General features: G+C 39.3%; 9 protein-coding genes and 1 pseudogene. 5 read left to right on the forward strand and 5 right to left on the reverse strand.

Going from position 1 to position 17,253, the window contains the following annotated elements; genetic code table 11:
• Positions 1–312: 312 nt before the first annotated feature.
• The 4 genes from J2S06_RS09650 to J2S06_RS09665 all read right to left on the reverse strand — a co-directional run bounded on the left by J2S06_RS09650 (position 313) and on the right by J2S06_RS09665 (position 5,979).
• Positions 313–1,683: a dihydrolipoamide acetyltransferase family protein gene (locus J2S06_RS09650; RefSeq protein ID WP_044895500.1), complete on the reverse strand. Its 1,371-nt coding sequence runs from the start codon at positions 1,681–1,683 to the stop codon at positions 313–315.
• A 30-nt stretch (positions 1,684–1,713) separates the two neighbouring features.
• Positions 1,714–2,733, reverse strand: a complete 1,020-nt coding sequence (locus tag J2S06_RS09655) for an alpha-ketoacid dehydrogenase subunit beta (RefSeq protein WP_044895501.1) — start codon at positions 2,731–2,733, stop codon at positions 1,714–1,716.
• 95 nt (positions 2,734–2,828) lie between these two features.
• Positions 2,829–3,815: a thiamine pyrophosphate-dependent dehydrogenase E1 component subunit alpha gene (locus J2S06_RS09660; RefSeq protein ID WP_044895502.1), complete on the reverse strand. Its 987-nt coding sequence runs from the start codon at positions 3,813–3,815 to the stop codon at positions 2,829–2,831.
• A gap of 262 nt (positions 3,816–4,077) precedes the next feature.
• Complete coding sequence (locus tag J2S06_RS09665) at positions 4,078–5,979, reverse strand: sigma-54-dependent Fis family transcriptional regulator (RefSeq protein ID WP_419152145.1); 1,902 nt, start codon at positions 5,977–5,979, stop codon at positions 4,078–4,080.
• Between the two features lie 514 nt (positions 5,980–6,493).
• Between J2S06_RS09665 and J2S06_RS09670 the strand changes: the two genes are divergently transcribed.
• The 5 genes and pseudogenes from J2S06_RS09670 (at position 6,494) to J2S06_RS09690 (ending at position 11,396) form a co-directional block, all read left to right on the forward strand.
• Positions 6,494–6,631 carry a hypothetical protein gene (locus J2S06_RS09670; protein WP_419152146.1) on the forward strand — a complete coding sequence of 46 codons (138 nt, stop codon included), beginning with the start codon at positions 6,494–6,496 and terminating at the stop codon, positions 6,629–6,631.
• Positions 6,632–6,751: 120 nt separating this feature from the next.
• Positions 6,752–7,252 (forward strand): annotated as a pseudogene (locus tag J2S06_RS09675) (hypothetical protein); the annotation flags it as partial.
• Between the two features lie 28 nt (positions 7,253–7,280).
• The gene (locus J2S06_RS09680) at positions 7,281–7,421 is read left to right on the forward strand and encodes an amidohydrolase family protein (protein WP_419152147.1); all 141 of its coding nucleotides are present in this window, start codon (positions 7,281–7,283) and stop codon (positions 7,419–7,421) included.
• A gap of 194 nt (positions 7,422–7,615) precedes the next feature.
• On the forward strand, positions 7,616–8,605 hold the full coding sequence (locus J2S06_RS09685) for a nuclease-related domain-containing protein (RefSeq protein ID WP_419152148.1): 990 nt from the start codon (positions 7,616–7,618) through the stop codon (positions 8,603–8,605).
• Between the two features lie 517 nt (positions 8,606–9,122).
• Positions 9,123–11,396, forward strand: a complete 2,274-nt coding sequence (locus J2S06_RS09690) for a YhgE/Pip family protein (protein ID WP_419152149.1) — start codon at positions 9,123–9,125, stop codon at positions 11,394–11,396.
• Between the two features lie 338 nt (positions 11,397–11,734).
• Here J2S06_RS09690 and J2S06_RS09695 read toward each other — a convergent pair whose 3' ends face one another.
• Entirely contained in the window at positions 11,735–17,167 is a 5,433-nt protein-coding gene (locus J2S06_RS09695; RefSeq protein WP_419152150.1) for a 5'-nucleotidase C-terminal domain-containing protein, read from the reverse strand.
• Positions 17,168–17,253: the final 86 nt, after the last annotated feature.

Raw genomic sequence — 17,253 nt, forward strand, 5'->3', positions numbered from 1 at the left:
CGTTGTTTAGAGGTGAGAAACTATTAGGTGAACATGTTAAAATGGAAAGAAGAGAAGAAATCAAAAAATTGAAACGGAATTTTCTGATAAAAACAAAAAGAGAGCCTAGCTGTATTGAAAGATGGAATGGCTCTCTCTTGCTTTGAAACGAGACAGGGATCACGCCGGTTTGCTCTTAAAATCAGCAAGACGCTTATACTCAATACTCAGGCATTTACAAATCAGCAAACTGCAAATTCTTTTTGTCTATCTTTCTGACAATCTTCGATAACTTCGAGGTGTGACAGTAAAGTGAGCCTGACGCAGAAATTTTTATTTTACAAACAACAAATCCGGCTCGCTTAAAGATTTTTTAAGTTCGTTTAAAGATTTTTGCGCCAGCATGCCATCAATTAATCGATGGTCATAGCTAAGGGATAGCGCCATCATTGGAGCGATTTCAATGGAATCATTGACAACAATAGGTTTTTTCTCGATTTTGCCGATGCCTAATATACATGATTCTGGATGATTAATAATTGGAGTAAACCACGATCCGTCAGCAGATCCGATATTGGATATCGTACATGTGGCTCCCGTCATTTCATTTGCTTTGATGGAGCCGTCTCTTGCTTTTTTGGCAAGCTCTTGGATCTCTTTGGCAATATGAAATAATGACTTTTGATCTGCATGCTTAATTACCGGAACGACAAGGCCGCGTTCGGTGTCGGTCGCAAAGCCGATATGATATTCATCTTTTAAGATGATTTCTTCTCGCTCATCGTCTAAGGAAGCATTTAACATCGGATATTTTTTAAGCACGGCTGTTAATGCTTTGACGACGTAGGCGAGATAAGTGAGTTTTATTTCCTCTTCAACCGCATATGGTTTTACCCTTTCACGGTGGGACACAAGATTTGTAACATTGGCCTCATCAAAATGAGTGACATGCGGAATAACAGATTTTGAATGAACCATTGCCTTTGCGATCACGCTTCGAATGCCAGTAAAAGGGATTCTTCGTTTGTCTTGTGTGCTCGTCTTCTCTTTTGTTGCTTCCTTGCCTGCTGCTTCGCTTACAGCCTTTGTTTGTTCCAGTTTTCGTTTGGCGATGACTGCTTCAATATCGCTTTTGACGATTCTTCCGTTAGGACCTGTCGGTGTCACTTCCTCCAGGCTGACATTATGTTCTCTCGCAAATTTACGCACAGATGGAGGTGCGATAATAAACTGTTTTGGTTGTTTCTCTTTTTCTTCGCTTTTCTTTGCCGCATTTCGAATATCTTCCTCCGTGACCTTTCCGTTTGGACCAGTTGGATGAACAAGGCGCCAATCAACACCGAGTTCTTTCGCTAATTTTTTTACACGCGGAGTCGCTTTTTTCTCGTTTGGAACTTCTAGTACAGCTTTCTGTTCTTCTTCTATTGCAGGTGTTGTTTCACTAACGGTGTCAGTCGTCGTGTCTTGGCTTGTTTCTATGATGGCTAATACTTCTTCAACAGCAGCGGTTTCGCTTCTTTTTTTTCTAATTTCTTTAACCACACCTGACACTGGAGCTTCAATGTCCGAAACGGCCTTCTCTGTTTGAACTTCCAAGAGTGTATTGCCTTTTTCCACTACATCACCTTCAGAAACATGCCAGAAGGTGATTAAGCTTTCATCATGATCATTAGATAGTCGCGGTAATTTTACTTCGATTAACATAGGCTGCCTCCTATATATGAGAAATCGATTTTATTCATTGACTAGCTTCATTGCTTCGTTAAAAATTTTCTCGGCATTTGGCAGAACAAATTGTTCAAGTGGACGGCTGTATGGAATTGGTACATCTGGAATAGCTAATCGCTTAACAGGTGCTTCTAAATCATATAAGCCTTCTTCTGCTACAATCGCTGCGATTTCTGCCGTCATCCCGTATGATAAATAATCCTCATCGACGACAAGCAAACGATGCGTCTTTTTAACGGATTGAAGAATTGTTTCCCGGTCTAATGGAACGAGTGAGCGTAAATCGATGACCTCTGCCTCAATTCCATCCTCACTGAGCTTTTGCGCAGCTTCTAATGCATGATGGGTCGTCATTTGAATGCCTACAATAGTAAGATCTTTTCCTTCTCTTACCACTTTGGCCTTGCCGATTGGCACGGTGTACGCTTCTTCCGGGACATGTCCAACTGATGCGTCTAATTGGTCCATCCATCCTAACCCTTGTAATGTCTTATGAAACATAAAGACGACTGGGTTATCATCACGGATGGCAGAAATCATCATTCCTTTTAAATCATACGGAGTGGATGGCGCCACCACTTTCATTCCAGGCAAATGAGCAAAAGTGGCATATAGTGTTTGCGAATGCTGAGCTGCATCGTTATATCCGCCGCCAACAGCCGTCATCAGCACCATTGGGAGCTTGACGCGTCCACCTGACATATACGGAATTTTCGCCATATGGTTATAAATTTGGTCCATACAAACACCGAAGAAATCGACGAACATTAATTCAACAATCGGCCGCATTCCTTCTTGAGCTGCTCCAATAGCAGCACCAATAAAGGCAGTTTCCGAAATCGGTGTATCGATCACTCTTTCAGAACCGAACTTTTGAAATAATCCTTCCGTTGCTCCGAAAATACCTCCGTATACACCGACATCCTCACCCATGACAAACACGTTCGGATCTCTTTCCATTTCTAATCGTATCGCTTCTGCCATCGCTTTATTTCCCGTTAGTAAGCGCTGTTTTGTTTTCTGCATTTTTTATAACTCCTTTCTTTTTCAGAATGATTAAAACAAAAAGGTGTTTTTGCCCAATTCTTTAAATCGAGCCCATCATCCTTTTTTCGGAATGATTAAACAAAAAGGTCTTGTAATGCATCTTCTGGTTTAGGGTATTCGCTTTCCCGTGCAAATTGATAAGCGGCATCGACTTCCTGCTTTGCCTTGTTTTCCAATTCGCTCAGCTTATGCTCTTTTATCCCATGTTCGTTGCGTAAAGTTTGGTTGAGGCGAATAATTGGATCTTTTTCTCTAAGTAAAGTAACTTCATTTTTATCTCTGTAAAGCTCTGGGTCCCCTTGGAAGTGTCCTAAATAACGATACGTTTCAATTTCAATAATGGATGGCCCTTCTCCTGATCTTGCTCGTTCTACCGCTTCTTTTGACACGTTGTACATTTCGATTGGGTCATTGTCTTTTACGTAATATCCTTTGATACCATAAGCCGCTGCTCTTATATCATTAGATAAAACAGCAGTTGATGCGGATTTAGGGACAGAAATTCCGTATTGATTGTTTTCAACGACGACAATAAGAGGCAGATTCCATAGTGCTGCCATATTTAAAGATTCATGAAAAGCTCCTTGGTTCGCAGCTCCTTCCCCTATAAAAGAAACAGCTACCCAATCCGTTCCTTTTTTCTTTGCAGCAAACGCGGCACCAACTGCATGTGGAATTCCTGCTCCAACAATCCCTCCACAGGAAAACTTGACTTCAGGGTCGAATAAGTGCATATGCCCGCCTTTTCCTTTTCCGAGCCCTGTTGCTTTCCCGAAGATTTCAGCAGTCATTTTGTTTAAATCGACCCCTTTGGCAATCGCATGATGGTGCGGGCGGTGTGGAGATGTTACCGTATCCTCCTTTTTAAGATGAATACATATGCCGACAGCAGCAGGTTCTTGACCAGTCGCAAGATGCATTTCACCTGGTACAGGTCCAGCACCAATATTAAAGACTGGATTTTTCCCTTCGGCATACGCTTCTGCCATTTTGTCCTCGTAGTAGCGAATTTTGTACATCGTTTCATACATCCATTGAAGATGGTTGATGGAAATGGTCAATGTGCTCTCCTCCTTTATGAAAAATAAAACGCTTTCATCTTGATAATATGCAAAAAGTGTACCAATATTGGTGATTAAAAAAGGTGGAGAGTGATGAAATTGGTCGATTTACCACGAATTGTTCTATTCAAAAAATCAAAAAACTTTTTTGCACGATATTCGATTCGACAAACGTTTTTCAGGAAAAAACAACAAAGTGTCCCATTTTGGAACACTTTGTTGCGACATATTAATACAATTTGATACAAAATGAAACAGTATTTTATGAATATGGAATGTTAAACTTTTTCATTTGTCTGTAAAAAGTACTTCTGGAAATACCTAAATGTTTAGCTGCTTTCGTGATATTTCCGTTAAATAAACGCAACGCCTGAATAATGGACTGTTTTTTTATATCATCTCGATGAAGCAATATTTCCTCTTTTTTTTGTCCAGAAAACATTTGAAACACTTCTTCAGGTAAATCTTTAGCAGTTAAAGAAGACTCTGTACTCCGGTTTAATGTTCTTTCAAGTATATTTTGCAATTCGCGGATATTCCCTGGCCAATCGTACTGGGTTAGCACCTGTAAAAAGTCCGGCATAATTTCTGGAAACGGTTTGTGTAATTTTTTGCTGAGCTTTTCGATAAAGTGATGGGTAAGAAGCGGTATATCCTCTTTTCTTTCCCGCAAAGGCGGCAGAGTGATCGGCATAACATTAAGGCGAAAGAACAAATCTTCCCTAAAGCTTCCCTTTTTGACTTCATCTCGGAGATTTTTGTTTGTCGCTGCGATAATTCGGACGTTCACCGGTATCACTTTATGACCGCCGATTCGCACCACTTCTTTTTCCTGAATGACCCGTAATAGAAGAACCTGCATTTCCAAAGACATTTCGCCAATTTCATCTAAAAAAAGGGTGCCGCCGTCAGCAAGTTCAAATTTTCCCGCGCTTCCGCCTTTTTTAGCCCCGGTAAAAGCACCGTCCACATAGCCAAACAGCTCGCTTCCAAGAAGATCGCGGGGAATTCCGGCACAATTGATGGCAATAAAGGGTCTGCTTTTTCGCTTGCTTTCATTGTGGATGGCTTGTGCGAACATATCTTTTCCTGTTCCGCTTTCTCCTAGTATTAAAACATTTGAGTCGGTCGCTGCTGAAAGTTTAGCTTCCTTCACTTTTTGAATAAAATAAGGATGCTGCCCGATAATATCATCAAACGTTATTTTTGCCTGGTTGCCGGATAAGTGGTTGACAAATTGGCGCACCTTCTCGATTTCTTTCAGCATAATCATCGAACCGATCCACTGTTGATCTTTATAAATTGGAATTTTATCGACCATGACATGATGGATATTTCTTGATGGCTTCACTTTTAAATGGAGTTCCTTGTTTTGCAGATAGACAGGACTATTGGAAACAATGGATTTATTTGTAAAGATTTCGTTGATGTTTTTCTCTTCCAAGCTTGATTGGTCAAGACAAAGAATTTTTTTCAACTGATCATTTGCCTTTATAATGTTCCCTTCTGTATCAATAATAAGGATGCTTTCTTTCATATTATTGGTAGTCGCTTCAAGAAACCTCTGCATCATGATATTTTTTTCCGTTTTTTCATTTAACTTCAATTGATACTCAATGGCTTTGACCGCTGAAACGACCATCCCTAATGTGTGAGGATGCACCTTTTCATATGGGCCTGATACATTTAATACGCCGATGATGCAGCCTTTTGAATCGTGAATGGGGGCCGCGGAGCAAGTCCATGATTGGCATATTTGTGAATAATGTTCCTCAGCAACGATTTGTACAGGTTGATCGATCACAATGGAGGTGCCAATCGCATTTGTGCCCATCGTTTGTTCGCTCCAATCCGCCCCCTCGACAAAGCCGATTTGAGCAGCCTTTTCCAGTGTGTCTGGATCCCCGATGGATTTTAATAGCTGCCCTTTTTCATTACAAAGAATGACTAAAAATCCGGAGCCCTTTACGATGGAATAAAGTCCTTCCATTAAGGGTAGAGCCCAATCAATGAGACTTTTGTACCGTTTCATTTCAATTTTTTTTATATGGCCATAGGGCTGGAAGGGATCTACCTTTCTTTTGTTTGAACGAATCCATGATTCTTTGACAATGGGGGACAGTTCTTCAGATAGCTCATTTTTAAAAATAAAGCGCTTCCACATTTCCTTGACATCCTCCTGCAGACCGTTCACGCAAAAACACCTCCGCAACATTTTTAGGGTGGTCTCAGATCCGTGAACTAGTTTACCGTTTGTTTTTCACCATCAAAGGGAAGTGACGATAAGATTCGTTGTTAGTGCATCAGAAATGTCTAACAACATTTCAAGAACATCCATTAACATGAAGTGACGATTAAGATTCTATGTTAGCTTGATGGATTCGAGATTTTTTGAGGTTGTTTCAATGAATTTCAATATTGTTTCTCCTTAAATTATTTCAGCACGTTAGCGAAAAAATCCTTTTTATTTTTCTAGAAAGCGTTACATAAAACCTTAGTAATTTCTTCTCGAGTTCTTTTCACGATATGAATGTAACGAAAGTAATAGCTTGTTTTTGTCGGTATATGCTAATATGGTGTTGTAAGACATTTCCTCAACTTCTTCTCCATCTCTAAATTCCTCTACTCTGACCATCTCCTATGGAAATTTCATATCCTAAAAAGGAAGGAGGGTGTGAATGCGCATGCCGGAACAGCTTCTCATTCAATTATTGGACCTCGTTCAAGACTTGACTGGAGACATGAAGAGCGTCAAACAAGATATGAGCACTTTAAAAGAAGAGGTACGGACTCTGAAACAAGATGTCGAAACATAAAAAGGCGATGTGGGAGGTCTTAAACAAGATGTCGAAGCGCTAAAAGACGATGTGGGAGGCCTAAAACAAGATGTCGAAACATAAAAAGGCGATGTAGGAGGTCTTAAACAAGATGTCGAAGCGCTAAAAGACGATGTGGGAGGCCTAAAACAAGATGTCGAAACATTAAAAGGCGCTGTGGAAGGCTTAAAACAAGATGTCGAAACATTAAAAGACGATGTGGGAGGCCTAAAACAAGATGTCGAAATGCTAAAAGACGATGTGGGAGGCCTAAAACAAGATGTCGAAGCGCTAAAAGGCGATGTGGGAGGCCTAAAACAAGATGTCGAAGCGCTAAAAGGCGATGTGGGAGGCTTAAAACAAAATGTCGAAGCGCTTAAACAGAGAATGGACAAGCAGGACTAAGAGCTTTATTTATTCAAAGTGCAAATGGATGAGAACATAAAAATGGTAAAAGCCATTCGGGACAATCAGATTGAACAGCGCAGCATTGAAGATAGCATCATCCATGAGATTGCCCACATTCGTCGTGAGATGGCTACAAAAGAAGACATCATCCATATCCATCATCGGTTAGACTACCAAATTAGCCGCATCGCCCGTACAGAGGAAGAGCTTCACTTTAAAGATGAAGGATGCGGTCAAAAATATGATTTCTTATACAGGGTGTACACTTCAAGATATCATTCAAATGGCGTCCGTAAATCTTGCCAAGCAAATCAACATCTACAATCGTAAAGGAAGTATCGCCAAAGGCAAGGATGCAGACCTCGTTGTTTTAAACAATTAACTTGAAGTGGCTATGACATTTTGCCGTGGAAAACTAGCTTATTCGCAAAAGGGAGTGTAAAAGCTGAAGTAAGGTTATGGTTGTAGCCGAAATCATATTGCAGGAAAGTGTGTTGAAAAATTTAAGTAGGAAATTGGTTTAATTAGTAGAATAAATTTTGGAATGGCCAATGAGTGGATAGGAGTGATCACATATTGATTAAAAAAGAGCGCGATATTCCTCTTACAATTCTAAAATATGAAGCATTATTAAGGAGGCTTCCGACTTCTCATGTACAACGGGCCCTAATTAAAGAACAGCTGTCTAAATGTTGGAAAGGCTATGTTGGCGAGCAGTCAATTGATTATTTTTTAAGCGATTTGCCGAAAAATCAATATTTTATTTTTCATGACTTACGATTACCAGCTGGCGAAAATAAATACGCACAATTTGATACGATTATTTTATCCAAAAGCTATATACTTATAATTGAAGTGAAAAACATAAATGGAACATTATTATTTGATCAAACATTTCACCAGCTTATACGGATAAAGGACGGTTTAGAAGAAGCTTTTCCTGATCCCATATTGCAATTAAAGCGGCATCAAAAAATCATTACATCTTTACTGCAAGAGCAAAACATCCCGCAGATTCCGGTTGAAACACTTGTTGTGATTACAAACCATTCTACCGTTATAAAAGCAGCATCCGATTCGAAAGAAATTCAACAAAAAGTAATCCGCCCTACGAATTTGCTCCATAAAATTGAACGTTTCAGCGCAAAACATCAACAGGAGCGCCTCTCCCCTAAAGACATCAGGAAGCTATCCCGCTACTTCACTAAATATCATACTCCTCTTCATCAAGATGTACTTTCCCTTTTTAATATAAAAAAATCCGAAATCTTAACAGGTGTCCATTGCCCCCGATGTTTGAAACTACCCTTGCAAAAACAAAAAAGCCGAAACAAATGGTACTGTGCAAACTGTGACAAAACCTATCATGATGCCCACCTGCATGCTTTAAAAGACTATGCCCTCTTATTCCATCATTCAATCACGAATGAGGAGTGCCGCAAATTTTTGCACTTACCTTCCATACAAGCTTCTTACCGATTATTACAATCACTTAATTTAAAGCAATCCGGCATAACTAAAAATCGTCGATATCATTTATCTTTTGAAGAGTTGAAAGGAATATAGGAAAGGGAGAGGAGGGGATGCAAACGTGTGAAACCGAGAGATTAAGTCGCAGAACCGAGAGATTGTGGTGAGAAACCGAGAGATTAAGTCGCAGAACCGAGAGATTGTGGTGAGAAACCGAGAGATTAAGTCGCAGAACCGAGAGATTAAATCGGGAACCAGATAGATTTTTCTGGGAAACTAAATGATTCCCGCTTGGAACGAGCTCGATTTACATCTAATATTGTCTCGCAGAAGAGCATGGCTAGAGGCTGTCCCATAAGTGTCTGACTTGAAGCGCCTACCCAATAAATAGACGTAGTGTCTGAAATTAGGCTCTTTGGGATAGCCGTCACTTGATTCAAAAATTTATATTGCAGAAATGCGCAAACCGTGATATGTTTATACCTGATGACCAAACTTCTCATTTAGTCATTTTTAGTTCACTTATATACGATATTTATAATGAATAATTTTTTTATTCATAAATGACCAAATGAATAAAATAGTCAATAAATCAAAAAGAGGAGGGATTAAGTTGGAGCATTCGTTAATAGGTGCTGAGTTAAAGGCAATTTTGACAAATCGTAAAGTACTCATTCCAATCGTGGCAGTTCTTTTTATTCCTGTTTTATATGCAGGGATGTTTTTGTGGGCGTTTTGGGATCCGTATAAACATATAGATAATTTACCAGTTGCCGTCGTAAATAATGATGAAGGGGCGGAGTTTGAGGGGGAGCCGTTGCATTTAGGAGATAAGCTTGTTGAAGAGCTAAAAAGTTCAAAGGATTTCCATTTTCAGTTTGTTGACGAAGAGGAAGCATATCGTGATTTAAAAAATCAAAAATATTATATGGTTGTAGAGATTCCGCATGACTTTTCACAAAATGCTACAACCCTACTTGATGAAAATCCAAAGAAATTGCAGCTAAAATATGTTCCAAATGAGAGCTACAACTTTTTATCGGCACAAATTGGGGAAACAGCCATGAAAGAAATACGGGCAGAAATGCAAAAAAGGATAACGAAAACCTATTCCGAGGCTATTTTTGATCAAGTAAAGGAAATGGCAGAAGGTCTTCAAAAGGCGAGCGATGGCGCCAAAGAGCTAAATGATGGGGCGCTTAAACTATTAGATGGTTCGAATGAGTTAAAAAGTCATTTAGAGACACTTGCCCTAAGTTCAATCGAATTTAAAGAAGGAGTCTCCAAAGCTGATGAAGGATCGGAACAGCTTGCATCAGGAATGAAAGAGTTAAGCTCAGGTTTAGGACAATTGAAAGATGGTCATAGCCAATTGCTTCAAGGAACAGTAGATCTTCAAAGTGGAACCAATCAATTAGCGGATGGGATCGGTCAAGTTTATAAAGGGCTGACAACCGTTGAGACGAAAATGAATCAACTAATGAGCGGAATGAACAAAGCGGCAACTGGTGCTCAGCAATTTTCGCAAAGTATGCCAGAACTACAGCAGCAAACAGGAAAATTGGCGACAGGAGCAGAGCAGGTTGCAGATGGTATTAAAGAACTGCAAGCAAAGCTTCTAGCGCAACAATCTGATATGGAGCAGCTAGCAGCAACATTACAACAATTGCTACCGCCGGAACAATTTGCGCAAATTGCAGCAAAATTACCTTCTGCAGAAGAAAGTGAACAATTAGCGGAAAGCCTTGAGCAGCTGAAAAATGGCAGTGTACAGGTAGCTTTAGGAACAGCTACTTTAAATCAAACCATTGAACAAACAGTAGCTCCTAATGTTCAACAATTATCAGACGGATTAGCACAACTTTCCGCAGGGCAAAAACAATTAAATGATGGGGTACACGAGCTGGTCATCGGCTCTAAGGACTTAAATAATGGTGTTCAAAAAATTCAGGCAGGACAACACGAACTCGTATCTGGGAATCAATTATTTTATCAAAAAATAACAGACGCATACAACGGTTCAAAACAATTAGTCTCCGGCGGCCAATCGTTAACAGAAGGGCTCAATGTGCTTTTGGAAGGCTCTGAAAAACTTAGCGATGGCGCTGAACAGCTTGCTGATGGATCAAAAGAATTCACAGAAGGAACACTAGAGCTGCAAAATGGTACAGATGAAATGTATAAAAAGTTAGCGAAAGCTGCTGATCAGGCAAACGGAGTGGATGTAGAAGATCAAAATTTAGATATGATGGCAGAGCCGGTTCAAGTTCAACATGAAGGAATTCATAAAGTTCCTAACTACGGAACTGGATTTGCTCCATATTTTATGTCCCTAGGTTTATTCGTTGGTGCCTTACTGATGACGATCGTATTTCCGTTTAAAGAGCCTATGAAAATGCCAAAAAACAGTTTGGAATGGTTTTTCAGCAAATTTATCATGTTAGCATGTTTTGGAACCATTCAAGCACTTATCGTCGATTTCGTACTACTTTTTGGTCTTGGTCTTGAAGTCCAAAACGTTTCATTATTTATTATGACATCGATTATAACGAGTTTAACGTTTATGGCATTAGTTCAAATGCTCGTTTCCATTTTAGATCAGCCTGGACGCTTCTTAGCTATTATTATTTTAATCTTACAATTAACAACAAGTGCTGGAACATTCCCGCTTGAATTAATCCCGAGCGCATTACAAAAATTTAATGCTCTCTTGCCAATGACCTATTCCATTTTTGCTTTAAAAGCAGCGATTTCAAGCGGCGAAAATGCCTTTATGTGGCAAAACAATATGATACTTCTTGCTTTTGCTACAGGATGTGCACTAATGACGATCGCTTATTTCACTTTTAAATTCAAGCGGACCGGAGCATATGAGGCTGAAAATTAGAAAAAAAAGTCCAATGAACCTTTCCTACCTAAACTTTGCTTTCTAAATAATGTTAAAAGAAGGCTGTTTTCGTAAACTTTGTTGCTTTTCGACTGTCCATGAACCGAACAAAGCACGTGGTCGGACAAATGTAATTTGTCCAACCATCGCCTTTTGTTCGGTTCACGTCACGCTAAACGCGTGACATAGCAAGCGTGTCGCTTGCTTGGACAGTCGAAAAGCTATGGTAAAGCAACAATCTTTTAGAAAAGAGCCTAAAAGAAAAATCGCTCCTATTTACAACGATTAAAGGAACGATTTTTCTTATCGAAGTATGGCCTAACATCAAGATCAATAGTTTAGCTTGTTTTTCGTTTTTGAATCAAGATTAGGATGCCGCCTAAAATGAGAAGGCTTAAACCTAATGTAAGTAAATTGTAAAAAGATGTAGCCGTATCCGGTAATGAATTGCTTTCGGAAGTATTTTCTTGATTGTTATTCGTTTGCTCTTGATTTTCTTCTGTTGTATCAGTTGCTGTCATTAGGCTCTTTTGTTTTGATTCAAATACGGTAAATTGGCTAAAGTGATTTGTCTCAACGATCACCTTGCCATCTTTGAATTTACCTCCTGGAACAAGCTCCCATTCTTTCTTGGTTTCATTGAAGTAATAAACGTTCAAGTTGTCAGGGTTTTTTACTTTGTCCATAGTCACATTGAAAACAAGTGTTACCGGAGTTGCAAATTCATGAATGGTGTTCCCATATTGATCCAATATCGTAAAATCGTATACGGCGCTTACAGCTTTTTCTAAGTTATTAAGGCGTTTGAATTCGATCGAAACGTCCCGGTTTGGAAGAATATCAATCGGAATTTGTATTTCTACATCATCGTTCATAACCATTAGTTTTTGGCCATTTTCTTTTAACATTTCAACTTGTTCGGCTGTTAATTCGATAATCACTGCCTTTTCTTTTCCTAAATCAAGCTGAATCGCTTTATTAGGATCAGCTTTTTCTAATGCTTTGACATCGATGGTGCCTCTTCCATTGTTTACATGAACTTTGATGACATTGCGCGTTTGATCAGCCTGTTCATCGCTCGTCCCTTGATCGGTATTATCTCCATTTTTGCTAGATTGATCATCGTTATTTTTTTGATCGTCTCCACCTTGATCATTGTTTCCGTCTCCATCATGATTGTTCTGATCGTCTCCACCATTGTCGCCGTTTCCGCTGCCATCCCCATCTTGTTGTCCGTTGTCACCATCATCTTTCGGTGTTGGAGCGGCGACAATCCGGTTTTCTACCTTTGGCTCAATCGTTTCGCGCTTTTTAATATATTCAATCACTGCTTCATCAAGTGCCGGAAAATCTCCTGTGACCTTATAGTTCGTTAAAATAGTATATTCATCTCCTCCGGCTGCTAGAAAGTCATTTGTGGCTAACGTATAAAACTTATTCATATCCAATGGCTGCTCGTTAATTTTAATGGAATGAACTCGTTCACCAGCTGGTTTTTCAACATCAATGGCATAGGAAATCCCAGCTACATGAGGGAAGGCTCCGCTTACAGCAGGATACGATTTCACCCCATTTTCCAATGCTTCTTTAATGGCAGAACCAGGAACCTCTAAAGTTTGAATATAGTTGCCAAATGGCAGGACGGTAATGACATCACCTTTTGTAATAACGCCTTTTTCGATCGATGCACGAATGCCGCCGCCATTCATTAAGGCAACATTGGCACCTGTGATTTCGAGCATCGCATCTGTAATTAAGTTGCCAAGATTTGTTTCACCGGCACGAACTTGCTCACGCTCTCCATCCAGCTTAACATTTGTAAAACCAATTTCTTCTGATAATATTTCTTTTTGTCCTTCTTCAATCTCTTGAATCAACGCTTCAACAGCCGGGTCCGGTTCGGTATTCGCAGCTTCCTCCTTTGTTATACGCGTTGCTTCTCTGCTAATTAATTCATTGTCTTCATTGAAAGTAAGTTCAACAACACCAAGGTTTTTCAAATATTCTCCAGCACTAACAATTAATGTGCCGCTATTTTCAATATCGTCAACTGTATGGCTATGGCCGTCGACAATTAAATCAATTCCTGGCGCTCCTTGTGCGACTTTTAAACTTGTATCCGTACTTGATTCATCTGTTCCTAAATGGGTTAAGGCAATAATCACATCGACATCTTTTGTTTTTAATTCTTTGACCATTTTATTCGCTGCTGCGACAGGATCTGTAAATTTAAGGCCTTCTACATTTTTTGGATGTGTTTTGTAATGGGTTTCAGGTGTAGAAAGGCCGAATATTCCAAATTTGATACCGTCAATCGTTCGAATGATGTAAGGGTCCAATACTAATTCTCCTGTATCTTCATAGATGACGTTTGCGCTTAATATTGGGAAATCAGCCATACCTGCAAGCTCTAATAAACGGTTGTAGCCATAGTTAAAATCATGGTTTCCAGCGGCCATGCTATCATAGCCAATTTGATTCATGATTTTAACGATACTATTTCCTTTTTCTAATGTAGCAAATGTTGTCCCGTGAAAAGTGTCGCCAGCATCTAAAAGCAAGATGTTTTCATTTTCAGCTTTGAATTGTTGGATTAATGTCGATAGTTTGGCAAATCCCATTCCATCATATTTTCCTTCAAAGACACGAGCATGTGAATCATTCGTGTGTAAAATGGTAATCGATTTCGGAGGTGTTAAATCAATTTGTGCCAGTACTGGATCATGATCACTAGCACGGCCATGCTCTTCCATAAATGGTGAATTAATGTTTACGATATCAATTTCGGCCGATTTTGCTAAACGGTTTGAAACTAAAATATGGTCGAGTACTTGGGAATTTCCGCGATAGTTGTATGTCCAGCGCTCTTCCTCCGGTAATTTGTCAATTAAATTCGTAAGCTCTGAACCTTTTAGTGTTTCCAGCGGCTTTGAAAATTCAAAGTCATTCATATCGCCAAGAACAACGATATTGGACTGGTCATTTTTGGCCATGATGTCTTTGACAAAATGGTTCACTTCAGACATTAATCGAATTCGTTCGGCTTCACTTCCTAATACAGGAGGCTGAGTTTTGCCAAATAATGGCGTGTCGCCTCTTTTTGAATTAAAATGTGCCGCAATAACAATGACTTCTTCTCCTTGAAACTCAAACTCTGCTGCTAGTGGTTTCCGAGTATTTACAAATTGATCTGGGGCAATGCGGCCAGGGTTCAATGTTAAATCTCCATTTTCATAGGCAACGGCTTCTGTTGCAGTTCCTTTTTTTCCTTCTGCTAATGAAACACGATCTGGATTGTAAAGGAAGCCGACACGAATGTTTCCACCTGGCTGACCGCCATCTTGATTATTTTCTGGTGCGATATCTGTAAATTCGTATGTTGGCCCGCCAAGCTCTTGTATTTTTTGAATTAATCGTTTGTACGATTCGTCAGCATTTGTAACGCCGCTATCATTTGCTCCGTCGTTATCTTGAACTTCTACTAATCCAATAATGTCGGGAGTTTTTAAGTTATGAATGATAGAATCTGCTATTCTATGAACTTTCGTATCTTCTGTTTGTGCAGAAAAATTCTCTATATTATAAGTAGCAATGGTGAGCTGATCATCTTTTTTCTGAATTGATGTGATTTCTCGTTGTAATCCACCATCTTTTAGAGAAGGTAATGGTTCATTTACATCTCGGTAAATTTTATATGTGCCGTAATCATAGCTCATCACACCTGTAATCGTGCCTGAGAAAGAATCGCCTACTTTTGCGATGAAGTTTTCTCCTGTTTGTACATATAATATTTCTGGATTTGGATCATCTTTTGTTAATTTATAACCGCCAACATTTGTTTTTACTTGATTTGTACCATTTTCGACAACAACGGCAACACTCCCGTATTCTTGAGGACCAACAACTACTGGGTTTTCGAGCTGAACACGCATTCCTTCTAAGCTTTCATAAAAGTCAATCGCATCTTCTTCTGGATCAAATAAACTAAAAGAATCGTTGTCGATGTTTTTATCTGGTATTACACGTCCATTCGCACCTAAAATAATAGGTTCAGGAAGTTTATTGCCACTTGATAATACTTCAATATTTGTTGCGGAAATTTCTGTAAACGCTAAATCTGTTTCATGTTTATCTGAATAACCGTCTAATATATATTCTTTTACTTCACCATCAACGGAAATATGATCACCAACGGATAAGCCGTGATTTCGTTTGTAAATAAGCAATCCTTCAGATGTTTTCGGATTATCATCAGGGTTTACCTCTTGTATATACACGTTAGCCCCGTCAATATGTGTGACAATGCCATCGACAGCTTTAACTGTTTTACCTACATATGGGGAGGTGTGGCCGGTCCCTTGAATATCATGAATTTCTAATTTGTCTAAATCTTTTCCAATTTGATATGTGAAGGTAGATACATCGCTATTTTGCAATCCTTCTTTAACTGCGATTGCTTTAATGGTGATGTCTTCAGTAATTTCAATAGGCTGTGTGTATTTAGTAGATTCGATAGTAGGATTAGTTTCGTCTGTGGTGTAATAAATTGTTGCATCTTTCGTAGCGGAAGAAAGCTCTACTTTTGTCCCTGAAGCTACTAATCCTTGTTTAGGTGAAGCTATAACAGGCGAAACCTTACTGCTGTCTTCGACCACATCAGCTTCGTTTCTCGGAATTAATCTGTATTGTCCGAAGCTATATTCAACAACACCTGTAATTTGTTCGTATGTTTTGTTCACATCGACTAAATCAGAATCAATGATAAATGCACCGTCTCCATCATGAGCTATACGTTCTTCATATTGATTGACTGATTCGATCGTAATGTTCTTCAATTGAACTAATTCGCCTTCAACTTCTTCTGTTAACTGAGAGGAAGTAATCACTTGAGGGGATGGTTGACCAATGTGTTCAATAACCTCAACATTGTCAAAATTAGCATTCAGCTGCGCCATTTCATAATACTGATAAGTTGTCCCTGTTGCTTTAATTTTATCGCCGATTTGCACTTTATTTTCCAGATTCTCTGCTCTTACAATGATTCCTGCTGAGTCATCTTGAATGTACACATTCGCTTTTCCGCCAGCTATAAAAATGGCTGTAACGATTCCCTCAATTGTTACCGTTTCCCCGCTTGTTTGGCGGATATCTTGAATCTTTTTAACATCGTCCGCTGGCAGTTCTTCCGGTGCAGGATCAATCGTATGTTTTCCGATATTATCGAAACTATCCTTTGGCAGCTGATTCCATTCAGCTAGATTAAATGTTTGCGATCCTTTTATAATCGATGGAATTCTAACAAGTGTAACATCTTCAGCAATGTAATCACTATTTCCTACCATATGAAATACATCAATGATTTCCCCGTTTTTCTTTAAAACGAGGGCATCATTTCCGTTAAAATTCGCAACTGCATCTTTTAGATCGGCTTGTCCAAGTAAAGCAGCATTGGCATTAGGGTTGGCAATGACGAAAACATCGTTATGTTCAAGCGTTCCCTGCAGGGATAATTCTTTTTCAACACTTGTTTTGCCATTGCTATAAAGTTCAATCACATACTCGCTTAAATCGACTGATTGACCTGTTCCATTATAAATTTCAATGGCTTTATTGCTGCTTGAACCTTCCACATACTCAGAGAAAAATAACGTTTCTGCCGTAGGCGCTTCTGCTTTTGCGAGAGAGTCGGCACCTGCTAACAGCGGAGCAACAGCTAATAACAACGCTGTTAGCACAATGAGCGTCTTTTTCATTTGGGCTAATGTCCTCATCCTTTCTCCTCCTATTTTCTCATTATTTTCCACAACTACTATAGTAAGGGAGTTATATTTAGATAGTGTTAAGTTTTTGTAAAGAA

This window comes from Bacillus alveayuensis (assembly GCA_030812955.1).
GTDB lineage: Bacteria > Bacillota > Bacilli > Bacillales > Aeribacillaceae > Bacillus_CB > Bacillus_CB alveayuensis.